At 33.0% G+C, this 20020-nt stretch carries 18 protein-coding genes, 2 pseudogenes and 1 riboswitch; of the genes and pseudogenes, 16 read left to right on the top strand and 4 right to left on the bottom strand.

What is annotated here, in order from left to right; genetic code table 11:
- A complete protein-coding gene (locus tag LMD38_RS14100; protein ID WP_001053964.1) occupies positions 1 to 1437 on the top strand; it encodes an IS4 family transposase in 1437 nt (478 codons plus the stop codon).
- A 591-nt stretch (positions 1438 to 2028) separates the two neighbouring features.
- On the opposite strand, the gene LMD38_RS14095 is transcribed toward LMD38_RS14100, so the two are convergent.
- Complete coding sequence (locus LMD38_RS14095; RefSeq protein WP_000376247.1) at positions 2029 to 2655, bottom strand: DUF6518 family protein; 627 nt, start codon at positions 2653 to 2655, stop codon at positions 2029 to 2031.
- 302 nt (positions 2656 to 2957) lie between these two features.
- On the opposite strand from LMD38_RS14095, the gene tnpA reads away from it, so the two are divergent.
- From tnpA to LMD38_RS14065, 7 genes and pseudogenes are all read left to right on the top strand, one after another.
- The gene (tnpA, locus tag LMD38_RS14090; protein WP_228920366.1) at positions 2958 to 3359 is read left to right on the top strand and encodes an IS200/IS605 family transposase; all 402 of its coding nucleotides are present in this window, start codon (positions 2958 to 2960) and stop codon (positions 3357 to 3359) included.
- 5 nt (positions 3360 to 3364) lie between these two features.
- Positions 3365 to 4444 (top strand): RNA-guided endonuclease TnpB family protein, encoded by a 1080-nt coding sequence (locus LMD38_RS14085; protein ID WP_016717819.1) that lies wholly within the window; start codon positions 3365 to 3367, stop codon positions 4442 to 4444.
- A gap of 547 nt (positions 4445 to 4991) precedes the next feature.
- Positions 4992 to 6620: a ribosomal protection-like ABC-F family protein gene (gene abc-f, locus LMD38_RS14080; RefSeq protein ID WP_062822426.1), complete on the top strand. Its 1629-nt coding sequence runs from the start codon at positions 4992 to 4994 to the stop codon at positions 6618 to 6620.
- Between the two features lie 20 nt (positions 6621 to 6640).
- Positions 6641 to 6739, top strand: a pseudogene (locus tag LMD38_RS28720) (acetyltransferase); the annotation flags it as partial.
- A 288-nt stretch (positions 6740 to 7027) separates the two neighbouring features.
- On the top strand, positions 7028 to 7798 hold the full coding sequence (locus LMD38_RS14075) for an ABC transporter ATP-binding protein (protein WP_000404256.1): 771 nt from the start codon (positions 7028 to 7030) through the stop codon (positions 7796 to 7798).
- Complete coding sequence (locus LMD38_RS14070) at positions 7773 to 9704, top strand: ABC transporter permease (RefSeq protein ID WP_046647115.1); 1932 nt, start codon at positions 7773 to 7775, stop codon at positions 9702 to 9704. The genes LMD38_RS14075 and LMD38_RS14070 overlap by 26 nt, the downstream gene beginning before the upstream one ends.
- 66 nt (positions 9705 to 9770) lie before the next feature.
- A complete protein-coding gene (locus tag LMD38_RS14065; RefSeq protein ID WP_048554571.1) occupies positions 9771 to 10442 on the top strand; it encodes a lipoprotein BA_5634 family protein in 672 nt (223 codons plus the stop codon).
- Positions 10443 to 10516: 74 nt separating this feature from the next.
- On the opposite strand, the gene LMD38_RS14060 is transcribed toward LMD38_RS14065, so the two are convergent.
- Positions 10517 to 10858 carry a DUF3914 domain-containing protein gene (locus LMD38_RS14060; RefSeq protein ID WP_016717573.1) on the bottom strand — a complete coding sequence of 114 codons (342 nt, stop codon included), beginning with the start codon at positions 10856 to 10858 and terminating at the stop codon, positions 10517 to 10519.
- Between the two features lie 253 nt (positions 10859 to 11111).
- Between LMD38_RS14060 and LMD38_RS14055 the strand changes: the two genes are divergently transcribed.
- The 7 genes from LMD38_RS14055 (at position 11112) to LMD38_RS28630 (ending at position 17867) form a co-directional block, all read left to right on the top strand.
- Complete coding sequence (locus tag LMD38_RS14055) at positions 11112 to 12353, top strand: esterase/lipase family protein (protein WP_062822423.1); 1242 nt, start codon at positions 11112 to 11114, stop codon at positions 12351 to 12353.
- 87 nt (positions 12354 to 12440) lie between these two features.
- Positions 12441 to 13481 carry a homoserine dehydrogenase gene (locus LMD38_RS14050; RefSeq protein ID WP_062822422.1) on the top strand — a complete coding sequence of 347 codons (1041 nt, stop codon included), beginning with the start codon at positions 12441 to 12443 and terminating at the stop codon, positions 13479 to 13481.
- Positions 13482 to 13647: 166 nt separating this feature from the next.
- Entirely contained in the window at positions 13648 to 15096 is a 1449-nt protein-coding gene (gene pdxR / locus LMD38_RS14045; protein ID WP_000471643.1) for a MocR-like pyridoxine biosynthesis transcription factor PdxR, read from the top strand.
- A 4-nt stretch (positions 15097 to 15100) separates the two neighbouring features.
- Positions 15101 to 16015, top strand: coding sequence for a D-alanine--D-alanine ligase (gene ddlB, locus LMD38_RS14040; RefSeq protein ID WP_016717577.1), 915 nt, complete (start codon positions 15101 to 15103; stop codon positions 16013 to 16015).
- A 74-nt stretch (positions 16016 to 16089) separates the two neighbouring features.
- A riboswitch (TPP riboswitch) is annotated at positions 16090 to 16195 on the top strand.
- Positions 16196 to 16318: 123 nt separating this feature from the next.
- Positions 16319 to 17008 (top strand): thiaminase II, encoded by a 690-nt coding sequence (gene tenA, locus LMD38_RS14035; protein WP_062822421.1) that lies wholly within the window; start codon positions 16319 to 16321, stop codon positions 17006 to 17008.
- Between the two features lie 194 nt (positions 17009 to 17202).
- Positions 17203 to 17664, top strand: coding sequence for a hypothetical protein (locus tag LMD38_RS14030; RefSeq protein WP_227585683.1), 462 nt, complete (start codon positions 17203 to 17205; stop codon positions 17662 to 17664).
- 77 nt (positions 17665 to 17741) lie between these two features.
- A complete protein-coding gene (locus tag LMD38_RS28630) occupies positions 17742 to 17867 on the top strand; it encodes a hypothetical protein (RefSeq protein WP_265105273.1) in 126 nt (41 codons plus the stop codon).
- A 340-nt stretch (positions 17868 to 18207) separates the two neighbouring features.
- Here LMD38_RS28630 and LMD38_RS28625 read toward each other — a convergent pair whose 3' ends face one another.
- On the bottom strand, positions 18208 to 18330 hold the full coding sequence (locus tag LMD38_RS28625) for a hypothetical protein (RefSeq protein ID WP_262448118.1): 123 nt from the start codon (positions 18328 to 18330) through the stop codon (positions 18208 to 18210).
- Between the two features lie 139 nt (positions 18331 to 18469).
- On the opposite strand from LMD38_RS28625, the gene LMD38_RS14025 reads away from it, so the two are divergent.
- Complete coding sequence (locus LMD38_RS14025) at positions 18470 to 18634, top strand: hypothetical protein (protein ID WP_162493030.1); 165 nt, start codon at positions 18470 to 18472, stop codon at positions 18632 to 18634.
- A gap of 133 nt (positions 18635 to 18767) precedes the next feature.
- Here the strand turns inward: LMD38_RS14025 and LMD38_RS14020 are convergent.
- Positions 18768 to 19754, bottom strand: a pseudogene (locus LMD38_RS14020) (S-layer homology domain-containing protein).
- Positions 19755 to 20020: the final 266 nt, after the last annotated feature.

The raw sequence follows: 20020 nt of genomic DNA, 5'->3' as shown, positions 1-20020 counted from the left end.
ATGAATCTTTCGATTCAAGATGAATTACAACTATTTTCTGAAGAACTGTATCGTCATTTAACCCCTTCTCTTTTGGAAGAACTCGCAAAAGAATTAGGTTTTGTAAAAAGAAAACGAAAGTTTTCTGGAAATGAATTAGCTACCATATGTATTTGGGTAAGTCAACGTACAGCGAGTGACTCGCTTGTTCGACTATGCAGTCAATTACATGCGGCTACAGGCACTCTTATGAGTCCAGAAGGACTCAATAAACGCTTTGATAAAAAAGCGGTTGAATTTTTGAAATATATTTTTTCGGCATTATGGAAAAGTAAAATCTGTGAAACATCGGCCATTTCAAGCGCGGCGCTCACGTATTTTCAACGAATTCGTATTTTAGATGCGACGATTTTCCAAGTACCAAAACATTTAGCCCATGTATATCCTGGATCAGGTGGTTGTGCACAAACAGCGGGTATCAAGATTCAATTAGAATATGACTTACATAGCGGACAGTTTCTAAACTTTCAGATAGGTCCAGGAAAAAATAATGATAAGACCTTTGGAACAGAATGCTTAGACACATTACGTCCAAGCGATTTATGTATCCGTGATTTAGGTTATTTTTCATTAGAAGACTTAGATCAAATGGATCAACGAGGTGCTTATTATATATCCAGATTAAAATTAAACCATACCGTGTATGTAAAAAATCCGTTTCCAGAATACTTTCGAAACGGAACCGTAAAAAAGCAATCACAGTATATCCAAGTTGATTTAGAACATATTATGAACAATTTAAAACCCGGTCAAACATACGAAATAAAAGAAGCTTACATTGGAAAGAATCAAAAACTATTCACACGTGTAATTATCTATCGTTTAACAGACAAACAGATACAGGAACGTAGAAAAAAACAAAGTTACACTGAAAGTAAAAAGGGTATTACATTTTCAGAAAAGAGTAAACGATTAACGGGTATCAACATATATGTCTCAAATACGCCTGAAGGAGTTGTTCCGATGGAACAAATACATGACTTTTACTCCCTTCGCTGGCAAATAGAAATTATTTTTAAAACGTGGAAATCCTTATTTCAAATTCATCATTGGCAAACTATCAAAAAAGAGCGATTAGAATGTCATGTGTATGGAAGACTTATTGCCATCTTTATCTGTTCTTCTACGATGTTTAAGATGCGTAAACTTCTTTTGCAAAAGAACAAAAGAGAATTAAGTGAATATAAAGCCATTGGGATGATTCAAGATCATGTATCGCTGTTATATCAAGCGATACAGAGAAACACCCAAAATCTAACAAAGATTTTAATCCGTTTGTTCGACCTCCTACAGAAGAATGGACGGAAATCTCATCGATATGAGAAGAAAACTATCTTTGATATTATGGGTGTTGTCTATGAGTATAATGGGTTTGGAAAACAAAAGAAAGCTGCATAATTTTTAAAATGAAACTCGTTAGAGTTTATTTGGTGTGTGTACTTTTCAATACCAAAAGTACATTACGTGTTTTTTAGTTTGTTTGAACGAAAGTTCATTTTGTTTTCGTTCTTAAGTTGATGGGCATGTGGTAAAGGTACGGTTGTACGAATTAAATTTTATAATGTATAAATAAGTGATCTAGGCTAAAGAACTTTGGAAATAAGTTTTTTAGCCTTATTTTATCTCGTTTTAATGGGGGGCGGATTGCTCATTAAAGTCCGATTGATGAGGGATAATAATTAGTGGGTGATAAAGAAAACCCCCACTGGTTAAAGTTTACCTTTACGGCGATTATATGGAATGGTAAAAGGTCATCTTAGTATACATAATGCCACGCTAATAAATACGATTGTTAAATTAGAAGTATTTAATAAAAGTTGATGAATAGTTTTTGTAAGAAAAAAGCTATCCCTTTGAAAGAGATAGCTTCATGAATCCAGCCTATGAATAAGTGTATCAACATTAATAAGTATAATGATCAAATTCGTGATATATTTTGTGGACTATAATAGAATTAGTCTTTTGTTTTTTCATGATACAGTATTGTAATTAAGTAAACAAACTTAATAATTTATATCCAATTAATCCTAAAATAGTGATAGGAACCATCATTAAGAAAGAAGAAATTCGATTAGCATTAGAGCGTTCTAATACAAGAATCAAGATAATCCCGACTATGACTTCGGTATATCCAACAGGTAACATGTGATTATAGTCTTCAAAATTTAAAAGAATGTGAAGTCCATCCGTTACAAAAACTCCACCAATAAGTGCACTTCCTAATTTATGAAGTGGATTTGTAGTATCTTTCCATAGAAAGCCTGCAATTCCAAAGATAGTTCCTCCAATGAATGCACATGTTATCCATACAGAAATAAAATAAATAGAATGAGATACATTTTTAAATATTATTGCATAACCATAGTAGCCTAGTACCATACCGAGTAGTGCAAGGATACCAGAAAGTATAGCTGTACGCTTAGAATAACTAAAGCTAGCCACAAAAAAGGATGGAACTAACCAAACGCTTCCTAGGTTAGCTAATGAATTCCAATGTCCTGGAAGTATACCTTGTCCCAATTTCGTTAGTATACCAACAAGTATCCCTACTATAATCGGGAGGATAAAAATCCTTACAAACATATTTAACTTTGTGATTTCTAATGTCCTGTCCATAAATTCAATCCTTACATTAATATTTTCTGTAAAGATATAATAGCTTATCGCAAGGGAATAATCAATAAAAATTTATCGAAAAACAATAAGTGGTTATTGGATAACGAATAAGATTTTGTTTTTATATAAAATTTATTACAGCCCTTTCCGAACGGGAAAGCCCATCGCCTTTAGGCATGGGATGAAAGTGAGGTTGGATACGGAGTACCACTAAAAATCGCTAAGTTTGTGGTACTTTAAGTATCCAAAATATTGGTATCTTTTGTGGTGTAGTTTAAAAGTAAAACTGATACAATGTGAATATGATACATGATTATAGAAGAACCAAAACAACTGTGTCATTAATTAACTACCATTTTGTGTTTTGCCCGCGATACAGAAGAAAGATTTTTCTTAACACAAAAGTAGAAGAACGTTTCAAAGAGTTGGTTCAAGAAATATGCGGAGAAATGGATGTTGCTATTGTCGCAATGGAATGCGACAAAGACCACGTTCACTTGTTCTTAAATACACTACCAACACTTAGTCCTGCTGACACAATGGCGAAAATTAAAGGAGTGACATCGAAGCGTTTGAGAGGAGAGTTTCCTCATCTTCAACACTTGCCAAGTCTATGGACACGTTCCTATTTTGTTTCTACTGCTGGAAATGTATCGACTGAGACAATTAAACAGTATGTTGAAAATCAAAAGAAGAGGGGGTGAAAATTGTGTCACAAACAATCACAGTCAAAGTTAAATTGCTTCCAACAAAAGAACAAATTCAGTTATTGGAACAAAGTAGCTATGAGTATATTAAAGTCATTAATACACTTGTATCTGAAATGGCTGAAGCGAAGAAGAGCACTAAGAAAAGTACAAAAGATGTTGAAGCTAATCTTCCAAGCGCAGTGAAGAACCAAGCAATTAAAGACGCTAAAAGTGTGTTTTCTACAAAGGTGAAAAAAAGTAAATACAAAGTTATTCCGATTCTAAAGAGACCTGTTTGTGTATGGAACAATCAAAACTATTCGTTTGACTTCATGCACATTTCAGTTCCACTCATGGTAAATGGAAAATCAACTCGCTTAAAGGTTCGTGCTTTATTAACTGATAAATATAATCGCAATTTTAATTTGTTAACACACAAGTTAGGTACACTTCGTATCACGAAGAAATCTAATAAGTGGATTGCTCAAATATCTGTCACGATTCCTACAAATGAAAAAACAGGAACGAAGATTTTAGGGGTAGATTTAGGTCTTAAGGTCCCTGCGGTAGCCATCACAGACGATGATAAAGTTCGTTTCTTCGGCAATGGTAGACAAAACAAATATATGAAACGTAAGTTTCGTAGTGTTCGTAAGAAGTTAGGTGAAAATAAGAAATTAAATGCCATTCGACAACTTGATGATAAAGAACAAAGATGGATGCAAGACCAAGACCACAAAGTAAGTCGTGAAATCATTGACTTTGCAACCGATAATAACATTTCTGTTATTCGTTTAGAACAACTAACGAATATTAGACAGACGGCAAGAACAAGCCGTAAAAACGAGAAAAATCTACACACTTGGTCATTCTATCGTTTAGCACAGTTCATTGAATACAAAGCGAATTTAGTTGGTATTAAAGTAGAATATGTGAACCCTGCTTATACAAGTCAAACATGTCCGAAATGTTCTGAAAAGAACAAAGCACCAGACAGAAAATACAAGTGCCGATGTGGATTTGAGAAACATCGTGATATTGTTGGGGCGATGAATATTCGCTACGCAACTGTGATTGATGGTAACAGTCAATCAGCCTAAGATGCTATACGCACTGTCTTAGGAGGGGCAATGAGATGCCCTCATCTTGAAGTCTGTTCAAAACAGAAATGGACTGCGAACGTTTAGTCATTCAAGAATCCCACCCGTCAATTCGTAAGGATTAGGGCTTGCGACTTTAGTCGTGGGAGTCTCAATGTGGAAACCTAAAGGGCGTATTACAATCAATGTAATTTGTGCTTATTCAACATGAAGTTAAGGAATGATAAATAAATCTAAAAGAAAGCAATCTTTTTAACAGCACATATAATTACATTTACTCATACAGTACTAGTATGGTACAATATGGTTATTAACGACGGAAAGGAATGATGGGTGGACGATGATTAACTAATCTTATTTTTAAATGTTGAAATTCAATATATTTCAATTTCTAAAAAATAGGATTAGTCTGCCCAATTTCCATACAACGGTATTGCTATTTATGTTGCGCAATAGCTTATTTGGGTATAAATATTTTAACGACTAATCCTGCCAAATTTATTTGGGAGGATTTTTTTATTCTCCCTTAATGAAAGGGATCGGTATTATGAAAGAACTATTAAAATTAAATGATGTTTATGTTGAAATAAAGGAAAATACTTTGTTAGAGAAAATGAATGTGACAGTAAGACAAGGGGATGTTATCGGATTAATCGGCAAAAATGGGGCTGGTAAATCAACGTTACTTCAATTAATAAATGGGAAGATTGAACCATCAAAAGGTACTGTTGAATGGATGCAAATGAATATGACAACAGCATATGTTGAACAAGAAAAAGAATCTTTCGTTAGTAAGGATATAATTGCAAAAGAAGCAGAACTTCTTGCGAAATGGGGCGTGCCAACGAATGATTTTTTTACTTTAAGTGGTGGTGAAAAGCTAAAAGTTCGATTAGCAAAAGGATTTGCTGAAAATCCTAATGTCTTAATATTAGACGAACCGACAAATCATCTAGATGAGATGAGTACAGAATTTCTCATTAAGCAAATTAAAAATATGAAAGGTACAGTTATCGTCGTATCACATGATCGATATTTTTTAGATGTTGTCGCGACTAGAATATGGTCAATTGAGGATAAGAAATTAATTGATCATAGCGGGAATTATACGAGTTATATGAAAGCACGTGAGCATAAAAGAATGACGCAGCAGCGTGAATATGAAAAACAACAAAAGAAGATAGAACAAGTAGAAACTCATATAAAAGAATTAAGCTCATGGTCACAAAAGGCACATGCGCAGTCCACAAAACAAGAAGGTGTGAAAGAGTTTTATCGTGTAAAGGCGAAGCGAATGGATGCGCAAGTAAAATCGAAACGAAAACGTCTTGAAAAAGAGCTTGAAAAAACGAAAGTTGAACGTGTGAAAGAAGATTATTCGGTTGAATTTTCTATTCAAGCGAATAAAAAAGTAGGGAAACGTTTTTTAGAAGTAAAACAATTACGGAAAGAATTTAATAATCGGCTATTATTTGAAAACGTTAATTTTACAATTCAGCACGGTGAGAAGATTGCGATTGTTGGCCCAAACGGTAGCGGGAAAACAACATTACTAAAGATGATTATGGGAGCGGAAACTGCTCAAGGCGAAATATGGATTTCACCATCAGCAAACATCGGTTATTTAACACAAGAAGTATTTGATTTACCACTTGATAAAACACCAGAAGATTTATTTTATAAAGAGACATTTGAAGAAAGAGGAAAAGTCCAAAATTTAATGAAACATTTAGGATTTGAATCTTCTCAATGGACAGAGCCGATACGATATATGAGTATGGGAGAACGAGTAAAATGTAAGCTAATGGCTTATATTTTAGATGAAAAAGATGTACTTATTTTAGATGAACCAACGAATCATCTGGATTTGCCTTCACGTGAACAGCTCGAAAATACATTAGCTGAGTATAACGGAACACTCGTTATTGTTTCTCATGATCGATATTTTCTGGAGAAAACAACAAACACAAAACTTGTGTTTGTAAACAATACGATACAAAAGCAACTTGAAGAACCTACGAAAACAAGAGATGAAATTGAAGAGCTACGTTTAACGTTAGAAACAGAAAGACAAGAAGTATTAGGAAAATTAAGCTTTTTAACTTCTAAAGACAAAGAATATAAAGCACTGGATGAACGATTTAAGGAACTTACGAAGCAGATTAAGGAACTTTAATGTAAGTAAGGGGGATTAACATGGGAGAAGAGAGTTTGACTAAGTTATTTAGAATAGATTGTGGAGATCTATACCTACAAGAGTTTACGGTCAATGATGCAGAGAGTATTTATCAAATACATTTCAATTAAAGGCGTAAGTTAAAAATATAACTTTGGGAATGAAAAGATCGATAAAGTAATCGGTCTTTTCTTTTTCGTATAATAAAGATAGGATATTGTATTTCCTACCACTATACAATTATTATAAGATAGTTATGCGTTAATTTTAATTTGTAAATAGTATTATTATCAGTTTTTTTAGAAATCTTACAAGCGTGTAAGATAAATGAAAGATGAATCAATATGAGCTATAAGAGAATTCATTTACACTCTATTGTGAGAAGTGCAAATGAAGGGAGAATAGAAATGGAAATTTTACATGCGAAAAATATTAGTAAAGTATATAAAGGGAAAATACCTTTTAAAGCATTAGTAGATATTGATTTATCAATTCAAGAAGGTGAATTTATAGGGATCATGGGGCCATCTGGTAGCGGGAAAACAACGTTATTAAATATGGTATCTACTATCGACTCTCCAACATCGGGAGAAATAGTAATAAATGGTACGAATCCTTTCCAGTTATCATCTGAAGATTTGGCTTTATTCCGTAGAAAACAATTAGGATTTGTATTCCAATCATTTAATTTACTTAGTACGCTTACAGTGAAGGAAAATATCGTATTGCCGATGACATTAGATGGTGTTTCTGTGCAAGAAATGAATAAACGAGTAGAAGAAATTGCAGAGAAATTAAATATTACAGATATATTGAATAAAAGAACGTTTGAAATTTCAGGGGGACAAGCTCAAAGAACAGCAATTGCTCGTGCAATTGTTCATAAGCCGCAATTATTACTTGCTGATGAACCGACCGGGAATTTAGACTCTAAATCTTCAAATGATGTAATGGAGATGCTGGATACGCTTAATAAGGAAGAAAAGGCAACGATGATGTTAGTTACACATGATCCGTATGCAGCTAGTTTTTGTAGCCGAGTAATCTTCATAAAAGATGGTCAACTGTATAACGAAATTTATCGTGGTGAAAGTCGGCAAACCTTTTATCAAAAGATTATGGATGTCCTTTCTTTGTTAGGAGGGAAAAGGCATGACTTTTCGTCAGTTCGCATTTAATAATATTTTTCGAAATAAGCGTACATATGCTGCCCATTTTTTAAGTAGTGCATTTTCGATTATGATTTTCTTTACATATGCCCTTTTATTATTCCATCCTGATTTACAGGGGGAGTTGAAATCGACAAGTAAAACAATAAGTACATTTGGTACATTAGGATTTCAAATATCCCAAGGTTTGATTTTTGTCTTTTCATTTTTCTTTATTTTATATTCAGTGAGCTCGTTTTTAAAAACGCGTAAGAAAGAATTTGGTATTTTAATGATGCAAGGTATGTCAATGAGACAGCTTAAGCAGTTATTGTTAATTGAAAATATGTTAATCGGACTTGGTTCGATTTGTATTGGTATCCTCATTGGCCTCATATTTTCTAAACTAGTTTTACTAATCAGTGCCAGTGTATTAATGATTAGTAATGGTTTACCTTTTTATATACCAGTGCAGGCTGTATTATTAACAGTTTTCACGTTTCTTGTCTTATTTTTAATCGTTTCGTTAGTTACATTTAAAACGGTTAAAGTAACCGAACTTGTGGAACTTATTCAAGCTGGAGAAAAGCCAAAGCCTGAACCGAAAGCTTCAATAATATTATCGTTACTTTCTTTAATTAGTATAGGGTATGGATATATTTCAGTATTTCGCTTTATTCAAAATCATAGTTTTATCATGCTCGTAATGGGTGTGCTCTTAGTAATTATAGGAACGTACTTTTTATATACACAATGTAGCGTTTATATATTGCATCTTGCGAAAAGGAGTGAATTTTTCTTTTTAAAGAGAACAAATATATTAACGTTTTCAGAATTAATTTACCGTATGAAAGATAATGCAACTATGTTTTTTATAGTGTCTATTATTTCAGCAGTTGCTTTTACAGCAATTGGAACTACAGCTGCTATTGGGAATAAAGAATTGGTAAGAATGACAAACCCATATACGTTTCTTTATATAGGTCCTGAAAAAGACAAAGTGGTGGATAAACATCTATCTATTATAAAAAAACATCTTGCTGATGCGAATATTCCATATCGAACAGCTTCATCTTCTTATAAATATACAGAAAGTAATGTATATGTAATGAAGTTAAGTGAATATAACGAACTTGCGAGAGCGCTAGGATATCAACAAGAAACAATTGAAAAAGAAGATGAAATATTACTAATCCCTGGAATGGTATCACAAAAACAAGAATTTAAAAATGGTGATTATAAAAAGAATATTGAAGTCATTGAAGGAGATTGGATAAAGACATTTCGTGTGAAAAAAGCTGTAGAAAATTTAGTTTTACCACATGATACTAGCGGTATTTTTATCGCGGTTCAAGATCGTGTATATGATGGTATTCCTTTTAATATCAATCAAGATGATGTAGTTATTCAACATCGTACATACGGATTTGTTGTAGATGACTGGATAAAGACGAAAGAAATTTCAAATCAATTAAATAGTATATTCAATGCAGATGCAAGAGAAGATAATTTCCATTTTCAAGCTTTGACTTTAAGTTTGTTAGAGGCAAAACAAACGAATGGATTATTACTTATGGCAAGTGTTTTAGTTGGAATCGTCTTCTTCACATTTGCCGCTAGTTTTATTTACTTCCGGTTATATACTGATTTGGATCGCGATCAACAACAATATAAAATGATTTCGAAAATGGGATTAAGTAAGCGAGAGTTGAAAAAAGTTGTAACGAGACAGTTATTATTAATGTTCTTTTTACCGATTACCATTGCAGTAATACACACAGTGGTTGCTTATATGGCATTACAACAATTAGTCGATTTTTCTATTTTAAATAGTTCTATTGTAATTTTAATTTCATTTATCTGTATACAAGTTTTATATTTCTATATAACTCGTTGGCGTTATTTACAAAAGCTTTATAAAACTATGGAACAGTAGGGAATATGAGTAAGTAAGACTGCATAAAAGCATGTAAAAACAATTTGAGTTATGAAAGGAACTGTGATGAAGAAAATATTATCTATTTTCATTTTAAGTATATTAATGTTAATAAGTTTAAGTGCATGCTCTAAAAATGAAAACAGATTTCCAGCTAACGGTGTATTAATCATTGGAGATGAAAATAATACTTTATCAATTATGAATCGTTATCAGGAAATTACGAAAGAAAATGAAGTGTTTTCTGTGAAAACGGGTACATTTGGAAATGGACAAGTTTTAATTTTAAATGAATCTACAGCACAAGCGTTGATTAAAACAAAGATTTTTCGTGAAAGAGAGAATGGATCCAAATTTAGACCTATAGATACGTTACCTAAGTTACCAAAAGAAGGCTCGATTTTGTTGGCACAAGAAGATGAAAAAAATTTAAAAAGTATTGAATTAGAAGGAAAGGAGTTTGCTGTTAAATACGGTAGTGATGCTTGGATAGGTAACACTCGTAAATATCCAACACAAGCGTATGTAATTGTAGCAAAAGATAGTGTGTATAAAGAATTAAAAGCAAATGAAACGAAAATGCATCTTCTCCACCTGAACAAGTCTTTAGGTGATGAAAAACCTAAAATGTCGACAGATAATACATTAATAAATGAAAAAGTAAAAGTAGAAAAGTTAATTAAAGATCATCAAGGGGAGGTATCATTTCAGTTTGTAACGATTGGAGAAAAATCTTAAAAAAGAGTTCGAGGTTGATAGAAATTTTATCAATCTCGAACTCTTTTTACTTTAGAGCATTCATATAACATAGATTACATTACTTCATTTAATCGAGTCTCACTCGTTTCTTCAATCGCAGTTGAATTTTGAACTGAATTATTTTGTGTTTCTTTTTCTTTACGAGCCTTTTGTAGCATTTCAAGTATAATCCATAAAGGAACACCTTTATCTTTTAGCATCTTCCATAAATCTAATTCATTAAATTTATGCTCAGGTTGTTTCATCTCTTTTTCAGATGAACGAATATCAAATTTGATGGGATCATTTGATTTTTTATTTTCAAGTTTAGTAGAAGAGATAGTATTATGCTCAAGATTAGACGGAGTTATTTTAGTAGGTTGAGATAATGTATGAATATTTGATTTGATTTGCATGCTTTTTCCTCCTTTTCAAGCAATGAGATTAGTTTTCTTATGGTTTTTAAATCTTTTTAACATGAGGAAACTATATCTAATTATAAATTCAAATAAACAGATTTACAAGATGTATTGTAAAAAGCAAATATTTATCAACATTTTTATATGTTTTCTATATATACAACGTATATAAAATACTTTACATTATGTTTAAGTTATTAAAGCATGCTGTAAAGTGAAAAATGTAAACGTTTTATCAGGGGGAGGAAATATGGGGAAGTTATTTTTAAAAATATGTTTTTTTGCATTAGTGGCTGTTTGTTCATTGGTAGCGAAAATAACATATGCTGAAGAGAGTCAACAAAATAATTATCCGATCATTTTAGTAAATGGGTTTGCCGGATGGGGTAGAGAGGAAATGCTAGGGGTTAAATATTGGGGGGGTGTTCATGATATACAAGAAGATTTGAAACGCAATGGTTATACAGTTCATACCGCAGCTGTTGGACCGGTTTCTAGTAACTGGGACCGTGCATGTGAATTATATGCCCAAATTAACGGTGGAACAGTAGACTACGGTGCCGCACATGCTGAGAAACATGGACATAATCGTTTTGGTAGAACTTATAGTGGTTTTGCGCCGAATTGGAGTGAAACAAATAAAGTTCATTTAGTTGGGCATAGCATGGGTGGACAAACGATTAGAACATTAGTACAGCTATTAAAAGAAGGCAGTTTTGAAGAGAAAAATTATGTGAAAAATCACCCAAACACCAAAATATCACCATTATTTGAGGGCGAGAAATCATATGTTCATAGTGTTACAACATTAGCAACTCCTCACAACGGTACAACACTTGCGGATGGTAGTCTTCTACTACCGTTCGTTAAAGATTTACTCATTACAGCTGCAAGTTTTGGAGGAAACGATAATTTATCACTATATGATTTTAAATTGGATCAATGGGGCATAAAGAAAAATGTTGGAGAGTCCTTTTTCCAATACAGTAATCGTATTCTAAATAGTTCACTTTGGAAAAATACAAAAGATATAAGTCAATGGGATTTAAGTACAGATGGTGCAAAGGAGTTAAATAATTGGGTAAAGACGCAACCGAATGTGTATTACTTATCCTATAGTGGACATGCATCACAAGCGGCACCTATAACAGGTTTACATTTCCCTCATATAACGATGAATAAAGTGTTAATGGGGAATGCATTTTTCTTAGGTTCCTATGCAAGGTATGAAGAAAATCGTCCATTAATTGATACTACTTGGTGGCAAAATGATGGTGTAGTAAATACAAGTTCTATGATTGCACCTTCTTCTAATGCTACCGTAAATAATAATGAGTCATTACAGATTGGGAAATGGAATCATATCGAAACGAAAGCAAATTGGGACCATCTCGACATGGTAGGATTAAGTATTTCAGACACGTTAGGTTTTTCTAACATTCAAGAGTTTTATAGAACAATTGCTGAAAAGCTATTACGTTTACCGAAATAGGTAATAATAAAGCGCTCTCGATGGAATTCGAGGGCGCTTTATATTATATTGAAAGAGGGATTTGGTAGAAAAATATGGGGGGATATTATGAAAATTAAAGTTGTACTCTCAGGATATGGAACAGTAGGAAAAGAGTTTATAAAATTACTACATGAAAAATGTTCATATATATATGAAACTTATGGTATAGAGTTAGTTGTAAGTGGCGTATTAGGCAGAAATGTTGCAATACATAATAAAGATGGATTATCTATTCATAACTTATTAATGTATGGTAGCAGTAGTGCTGCAATTGAAAAGTATATAGAATATCATCCGGAGGAACGTGCAACAGATAACATAAGTGGTACAGTGCTGGTAGAATCAACAGTTACAAACCTTAAAGATGGAAATCCAGGGAAACAATATATAAAACAAGCGATTGAGAAACAAATGGATATAGTAGCAATTTCAAAAGGTGCGCTTGTTACAAACTGGAGAGAAATAAATGAAGCAGCAAAAATCGCAAATGTACGAATTCGATATAGTGGTGCAACTGCTGCGGCATTACCGACACTTGATATTGGTCAATTTAGTTTAGCTGGTTGCCATATTGAAAAAATAGAAGGAATATTAAACGGGACTACAAATTATATTCTTACGAAAATGAATGAGGAAGATATTACGTTTGAAGAAGCACTGAAAGAAGCGCAACGTAAAGGAATTGCTGAGACGAACCCAATATTGGATGTAAGCGGATCTGATAGTGCTTGTAAATTGTTACTTTTGACAAACAGTTTAATGGGAACAGAGCATATGCTTACAGATATACATATAAAAGGAATTGAACATGTTACAAAACAACAAATTCGAAATGCTAAGGAACAAAATAAATTTATTAAATTAATAGCTTCAGCGTATAAGGAGCAGGATGGTAAAGTGACTCTTAAAGTAGAACCGTACGAAATAGATAAGAATCATCCGCTAGCAAATATAAATGGGACAGAAAAAGGGATTACGTTCTTTACAGATACGATGGGGCAAGTTACTACAATTGGTGGTGCATCAAATCCACGCGGAGCCGCAGCAGCAGCTTTAAAAGATATAATTAACTTATACCGTAAAGATTTATCCCTTAGTAACAGGTAGTAAAACGCCTGGTTCGTGAGGGCTAATAATCAGTGAGCTTAATAAACAATCCCATTGATTAAAGTTCCACTTTATAAGACCGTACCGCCCTTTATAAAAAATACATATGTAGTGGACCTTTTGAGAATGAAATAATTATGCAAAAATGATTGCAGGGGGTAAGGAATTGTTTAAAGATTTTAAAGTTGTCAAAGAGCGTCCCGTTTATATTCAATTGAAAGATTATTTAAAAAAGATGATTATGAAAGGGCATTTGCTCGGGGATCAAAAAATTCCTTCGACGAGGGAACTTAGCGAATTATTAAGTGTGAGCAGAAATACTGTGCTAGCTGCTTATGCGGATTTAGAGCAAGAAGGACTTATATATGCAGTTAAAGGAAAAGGGAATTTTGTTGCGAAGGTTGATATTTCAAACACTTCGTCTGTTGAAATAGATTGGAAAAATAAAATTAATACAGTTACTTTATTAGCGGATGAATTAGATTTAATGAAACATGGTGTTCGCTGGGAAAAAGGAATGATTGTTTTTAACAGTATCGCTCCGGACGAAAAGCTATTTGATGTGGAAAATTTCAAAAGAGCTTTTCTTACTCGTATGTCCATTGAAGGTGATGTCGTATTAAATTACGGATACGCAAAAGGCTATAGACCGTTAATGAAATATTTACTTCATTATATGGAAATGAAAGGTGTAGATATTTCGAATAAAGACATTTTAATTACAAATGGATTTACAGAAGGGTTAGACATTGTTCTATCCTCGTTATCAAAGAAATCAGGGCGGGTTATTTGCGAGAATCCGACTCATCATGCTGCACTCAAACTTTTCCGCCTACATGGTCTTGAAGTGGATGGAATAAATATGAATGAAGATGGTATTGATACGAACGAAGTGGAAAAAAGCTTGCGTGAAAAAGAGTTTGATTTTGCGTATTTAATTCCTTCCTATCATAATCCAACCGGTATTGTTACGAGTTCAGAGAAAAGAACGGAACTGATGAGATTATTTTCAAAATATAAGGTTCCTATTATAGAAGATGGATTTAATGAGGAACTACGTTATTCAGGTTCACATTTAGCCCCACTATTAACTTTTGCTGGTGCTGGTAATAATGTGATTTATATTAGTAGCTTTTCGAAGGTACTTTTCCCTGGTTTACGTGTTGGATGGATCATTGCAGATAAAGAGCTGATTCATTATTTAGAAAGTGTAAAAAGAGCAAGAACAATTCACACATCTACTTTAGATCAAGCTGTTCTTTTTCAATATTTACATGAAGGATATTTTGAAAAATATTTAAAAAAGGCAAGGTCTGTTTATAAGAAAAAATATGAGTTAGCTGTTGGGGCGTGTAACGAGTACATTCCGTTTCAAAGAATGACCGGTGATGGTGGACTTCATTTATTTATAGAGTTAGAAGAAAAAATTCATGCCCGCACACTTTTGCAAAAGTGTTATGAGCAAGGGGTTACTTTTTCTCCTGGAGATGTGTTTTATTCTGATGGAGAAGGAGCGACCACTTTTCGATTAGGATTTTCACGTCTGAAAGAAGAAGAAATAGTTCGTGGCATTAAAATAATCGGTGATACAATAAAAAACGAAATTTGGAGTTGAGGAAATGAGAATTGGCGTTATTATGGGAGGAGTATCCTCTGAAAAACAAGTATCCATTATGACTGGAAATGAAATGATTGCAAATTTAGATAAAAATAAATATGAAATTGTACCAATTACATTAAATGAAAAAATGGATTTAATCGAAAAAGCGAAAGACATTGATTTTGCATTGCTCGCATTACACGGAAAATACGGAGAAGATGGAACTGTTCAAGGAACGCTTGAAAGTTTAGGTATTCCTTATAGCGGAAGCAATATGTTATCTAGCGGTATATGTATGGACAAAAATATTTCGAAAAAGATTTTACGTTATGAAGGAATAGAAACACCAGATTGGATTGAACTTACAAAAATGGAGGATCTAAATGTTGATGAATTAGATAAATTAGGATTTCCGTTAGTGGTAAAACCAAACTCTGGTGGCTCGAGTGTGGGGGTAAAGATTGTCTATGATAAAGATGAATTAATTTCAATGCTGGAAACGGTGTTCGAATGGGATTCAGAAGTAGTAATAGAGAAATATATAAAAGGTGACGAGATTACATGTTCCATTTTTGATGGAAAACAATTACCTATTATTTCAATTCGACATGCGGCGGAGTTCTTTGATTACAATGCGAAATATGATGATATTAGTACAATTGAAGAAGTTATTGAACTTCCAGCTGAACTTAAGGAACGTGTAAACAAAGCGTCACTGGCTTGCTATAAAGCATTAAAATGCAGCGTTTATGCAAGGGTGGATATGATGGTGAAGGATGGTATTCCATATGTAATGGAGATTAATACATTACCAGGGATGACGCAAGCGAGTTTACTACCAAAAAGTGCAGCTGCAGCGGGAATTGAATATAGTAAACTATTAGATATGATTATTGAAACTTCATTAAGAGTAAGAAAAGACGAAGGATTTTAAGTAGTGGTATCATGAATAACTTTTGACAGTTACATGAAGTATGTTATGATGAATACAATACGAAAATTAAATATTTTATCCACTAGGGGGGCCTATTATAGGCTGAGATCAAATTGGAATTTGAGACTCTTAGTACCTGATCTGGTTAATACCAGCGTAGGGAAGTGGGAAGGACATTGCTATTTAATAAATAAAAACTGTCAATTTCACTTTCTTTACGCCTGTAAAGAAAGTTTTTTTGTTTTACAGATTTAATAATGGTGGGTAAATACTTAAATTTTATACATAATTGGAGGGACTTAAATGACTTTTTCACAATCATTACGTAAAGAAGTAGATTCAATTTGGGAAGCTAGTTTTCATCATCCTTTTGTAAAAAAACTTGGTGAAGGAACGTTAGATTTAGCTAATTTTCGCTATTACGTGCTTCAAGATTCATATTATTTAAGTCACTTTGCTAGAGTACAAACTTTAGGAGCTGCAAAAGCACTAGAATTAGAAACGACAGCTCGTATGGCACACCATGCTCAAAATACATATGAGGCGGAATTATCTTTACATGAGAATTTTGCGAAGAAATTAGGGATAACACAAGAAGAAAAAGATACTTTTATCCCTGCTCCAACTGCATACGCATATACTTCACATATGTATCGTGCTGCGTATGAAGGGCATTTAGGTGATATCATTGCAGCAATTTTACCTTGCTATTGGCTGTATTATGAAATTGGTGAGCGTTTAAAAGAGTGTCAGCCAGAAGAGCCGATTTATAACGAATGGATTTCTGCTTATGGATCTGATTGGTTCCGAACATTGGTTGAAGAGCAAATCACACGATTAGATGCAATAGCTGAAAAAGTAACAGAGGCAGACCGAAATCGAATGAAACAACATTTTATTATTAGCAGCCAATATGAATATTCATTTTGGGAAATGGCTTATACATTAGAAAAGTGGCCAGTGGATACAGAAGTAAAAGATGTAATAAGATAAAGAAAAGAGGTATTGCTATACGCATGTATGGACAATACCTCTTTTTTAGGTTTTTATAAAATTATTGTAAAAATCACAAATAAAACACTTCTTTATATTGTAATTACTTTTAATTTTTATAAAGGTTATTGGCGTTGTTGATGAAAAAGATTCACTTCAAAAAGAATTGAGAGAAGTATGGCAGAAACAAAGTTATGCTTGGAAGCGGAAGTGCACTCAAACTCATGCAAGCTCAGTTTCAATATCGTGATGAGGATTACAATACATTATTTAATGAATTTAAAGCAATTATGGAAAAGAATCATGAATTAAAGAATGACCTTTATGCATGTCAATATACGTGTTGCAGAAGAACAACCGCGAAAAAACGTGCACACCGGCTTGAAGTTACAAAGTCAATCACAAGCGCTCATTATAGCGCTCAAGGCAGTTTTGTGTTGGATGGTATGAAAAAACTGACAAAAGGAGTACGAAAAGAGCTACATACCAGATTGGCGAAATTATCGAACAGAAATGTAGACGTTGTCATTATAATCGCTCATCCAACGAGAGTTTTAGTGTTAATGAATGTAAAGTATGCCCGACTGGTGATGAATTACGTCGGTTGGGCAGATATTTGTATACACAGCCTAAAAAGAATAGTGGACCGAGAATAGAAAAATCGAGTGGTTTAACACCTGAGGTTGTCAAGAATTTAAATATACAAGGAATACCGGATAAGGATATTGGTATTATGTATGATCCTAACCCTTCGTATGTCGGAAAAAAGAAAAAACATTGGAAACGAGTGGGGATTTGGCAAGGTCCAACTAATATGAGAGAAATAAAAAAGGATAGAGCGAATGGTAGAAGTAGTTGATGTGAAAGGGATGGCGGATACTTAAAAGTTTCATAAAATAGTTAAATTAATAAAAAGCAGTTAGCTTTCGCTAGACTGCTTTGCTCCCTAATGTAGTCTTGTTATGTAATTTAGATGAAGATACTACCTACTAGGAATAAAGCTCCTAGCAGAATTAGAGAATCCACTAAAATTAAGAACTGATTTTTCTGTGGCTTTCGAAGTTCCTTTACCAAGCTAAAAACTGCACTCATTCCGAAACAAATATATATATATAAATCATTATTGTTCCTGAATGTAATAAAAAAGTGAACAAAATCGTTAATTTAATAAAAAACAGGTTAGTAATTCACCAACCTGTTTAAGATTCTTTATTATTTCTTTTCTCTTTAAACTTCTTTGAAATATGAACTGTTCCAATAATAATAAGAAGTAATACCATACAAGAAAATAATATAGTGAGTTTTTCAAAAAAAGGATGCATATGTTAGTTAACCTCCTAGAAATTACAAATATTAGTATTGTAATTATCATCTTACTATATTGTTATATTTTGTAGTCGGAATCTGAAAAAGATTTAAGGTAATTTTAATAAAAACGCTATTTGGGAAGGAAGAATGGTTATGAAAGTAAAACATGGATTAAGCCAATATAGACTCAATTACGCAAAGGGTCATGCAACATATATAGCGGAAATGGTTGCTAAAGTAGAGCTATTATTTCATCTATCACAAGAAGGTCATATTTATGAAGGAATGCCTTTTAAACGGAACATCTTTAAGGGTTGAAGCCAATGATTATAATATCGTGTCTTGGCTAATTGAAGAAGTGAAGCGTAAATCTTAATAGAAATTTCATTTTGTAGAAAAAGAGCAGCTCGCAAAAGCTAACTGCTTATCTCTTTTTCAATTTGTATGTAACTTATTTTTTATAACCAATTAAAACGTCAAGGTATTGAGGATACTTTTCAACTACTATAGTTCTTCCATCCATTTCAAATTCTTGTTTTCTGGGAAGCTGCTTACTATTGATAATTTTCCATAATTCATCGCTTTTAGTAGGAAGAAGAATATCTAATATTTGTTTTATAGGTTTATCGATAACAGGATTTCCACTATATACAAACATTTTCGCTTCCCATTCACGATCATTTTTACTTTGTATGTAAAAATTCATAACATCAAATATAGAATCTCCTTTTGGTCCATAAGGATTGAAAGTATACCCATATTCATTAGCTAAGAATCCGTTTTCTTCAAGAATCCGCTTTATTTTTTCTGTATCGCTTTGTTTTTCTTCAGGTTTTTGACCTTGAAGGATAGTATTATACATGAATGTAGCAAACTGTTCTCTTGTTACATTGTATTGTCCGCCGTATTGATTATATTCAACACCACTTGTAACACCATTAGTGTATAAAGCTTCAATTGCTTTTTTAGCCCAATGGTTATTCGGAATATCAATAAATGGTGACTGACCATTAACAGTTAAATCGAATGCCTGTTGTAAAATCGTTGCCATTTCATAACGAGTTAGTGTGTCATCTGGTCGGAATTTATCAGTTCCATCACCAATCATCAATCCTGATTGAACAACAGCTTTAATACTGTCTTCAAACATATGACCTTTAATGTCTGTAAATTATATAGGTTTTCCCTTATAACTTAAATGAAAATAACGAGACATAATTGATGCTACTTGTCCGCGAGTGACGTTATCGCCAAATCCATACTTTCTATTTCCGTATCCAGAAACAAATTCCTTTCCAGCTAAATAATTGACAGCTTTTTCAGACCAATGTCCATTGGGGATATCGTCAAAAAGTGCTGTTTGAGCGTTTGTTGTAGTTGCTGATCCGAATAAAGCGGCAGTGATTAACCCGGTTGCAAGTACATTTTTAAAGTTCATTACTATTCCTCCTAAGCAAAACTAAATAACAGCATATAGATTGTTATTAAGTGATAACTTTTAAACATTAATATCAGTATATAATAATATTACTATTAATGAGTAGAGTCAATTCTTTTATGGGAATTTAAGGGGGGTGAAAGTTGGTGGACAAAAGTAATTTATTTAACGAAAATTCTTGTTGGTAAAAAACAAAACGGAATCAGAGTATAAAAATTTCATTTTGTAGAATCATAGTCAGAACAAATAGTGTTCCTAATCAAAAA

Origin of the sequence: Bacillus pacificus (genome assembly GCF_020861345.1) — a bacterium.
In the GTDB taxonomy this organism is placed as follows: domain Bacteria; phylum Bacillota; class Bacilli; order Bacillales; family Bacillaceae_G; genus Bacillus_A; species Bacillus_A pacificus.
The sequence above is the reverse complement of the archived record's forward strand: the minus strand, read 5'-3'. Positions and strand labels throughout refer to the sequence as shown.

Excerpts from the sequence above, each read along its gene's own strand:
- LMD38_RS14100 (WP_001053964.1), top strand. The coding sequence starts at position 1 with ATGAATCTTTCGATTCAAGATGAATTACAACTATTTTCTGAAGAACTG.
- LMD38_RS14095 (WP_000376247.1), bottom strand. The coding sequence starts at position 2,655 with ATGGACAGGACATTAGAAATCACAAAGTTAAATATGTTTGTAAGGATT.
- tnpA (WP_228920366.1), top strand. The coding sequence starts at position 2,958 with ATGATACATGATTATAGAAGAACCAAAACAACTGTGTCATTAATTAAC.
- abc-f (WP_062822426.1), top strand. The coding sequence starts at position 4,992 with ATGAAAGAACTATTAAAATTAAATGATGTTTATGTTGAAATAAAGGAA.
- LMD38_RS14075 (WP_000404256.1), top strand. The coding sequence starts at position 7,028 with ATGGAAATTTTACATGCGAAAAATATTAGTAAAGTATATAAAGGGAAA.
- LMD38_RS14070 (WP_046647115.1), top strand. The coding sequence starts at position 7,773 with ATGACTTTTCGTCAGTTCGCATTTAATAATATTTTTCGAAATAAGCGT.
- LMD38_RS14065 (WP_048554571.1), top strand. The coding sequence starts at position 9,771 with ATGAAGAAAATATTATCTATTTTCATTTTAAGTATATTAATGTTAATA.
- LMD38_RS14060 (WP_016717573.1), bottom strand. The coding sequence starts at position 10,858 with ATGCAAATCAAATCAAATATTCATACATTATCTCAACCTACTAAAATA.
- LMD38_RS14055 (WP_062822423.1), top strand. The coding sequence starts at position 11,112 with ATGGGGAAGTTATTTTTAAAAATATGTTTTTTTGCATTAGTGGCTGTT.
- LMD38_RS14050 (WP_062822422.1), top strand. The coding sequence starts at position 12,441 with ATGAAAATTAAAGTTGTACTCTCAGGATATGGAACAGTAGGAAAAGAG.
- ddlB (WP_016717577.1), top strand. The coding sequence starts at position 15,101 with ATGAGAATTGGCGTTATTATGGGAGGAGTATCCTCTGAAAAACAAGTA.
- tenA (WP_062822421.1), top strand. The coding sequence starts at position 16,319 with ATGACTTTTTCACAATCATTACGTAAAGAAGTAGATTCAATTTGGGAA.
- LMD38_RS14030 (WP_227585683.1), top strand. The coding sequence starts at position 17,203 with ATGCTTGGAAGCGGAAGTGCACTCAAACTCATGCAAGCTCAGTTTCAA.
- LMD38_RS28630 (WP_265105273.1), top strand. The coding sequence starts at position 17,742 with ATGTATGATCCTAACCCTTCGTATGTCGGAAAAAAGAAAAAACATTGG.
- LMD38_RS28625 (WP_262448118.1), bottom strand. The coding sequence starts at position 18,330 with ATGCATCCTTTTTTTGAAAAACTCACTATATTATTTTCTTGTATGGTA.
- LMD38_RS14025 (WP_162493030.1), top strand. The coding sequence starts at position 18,470 with ATGAAAGTAAAACATGGATTAAGCCAATATAGACTCAATTACGCAAAG.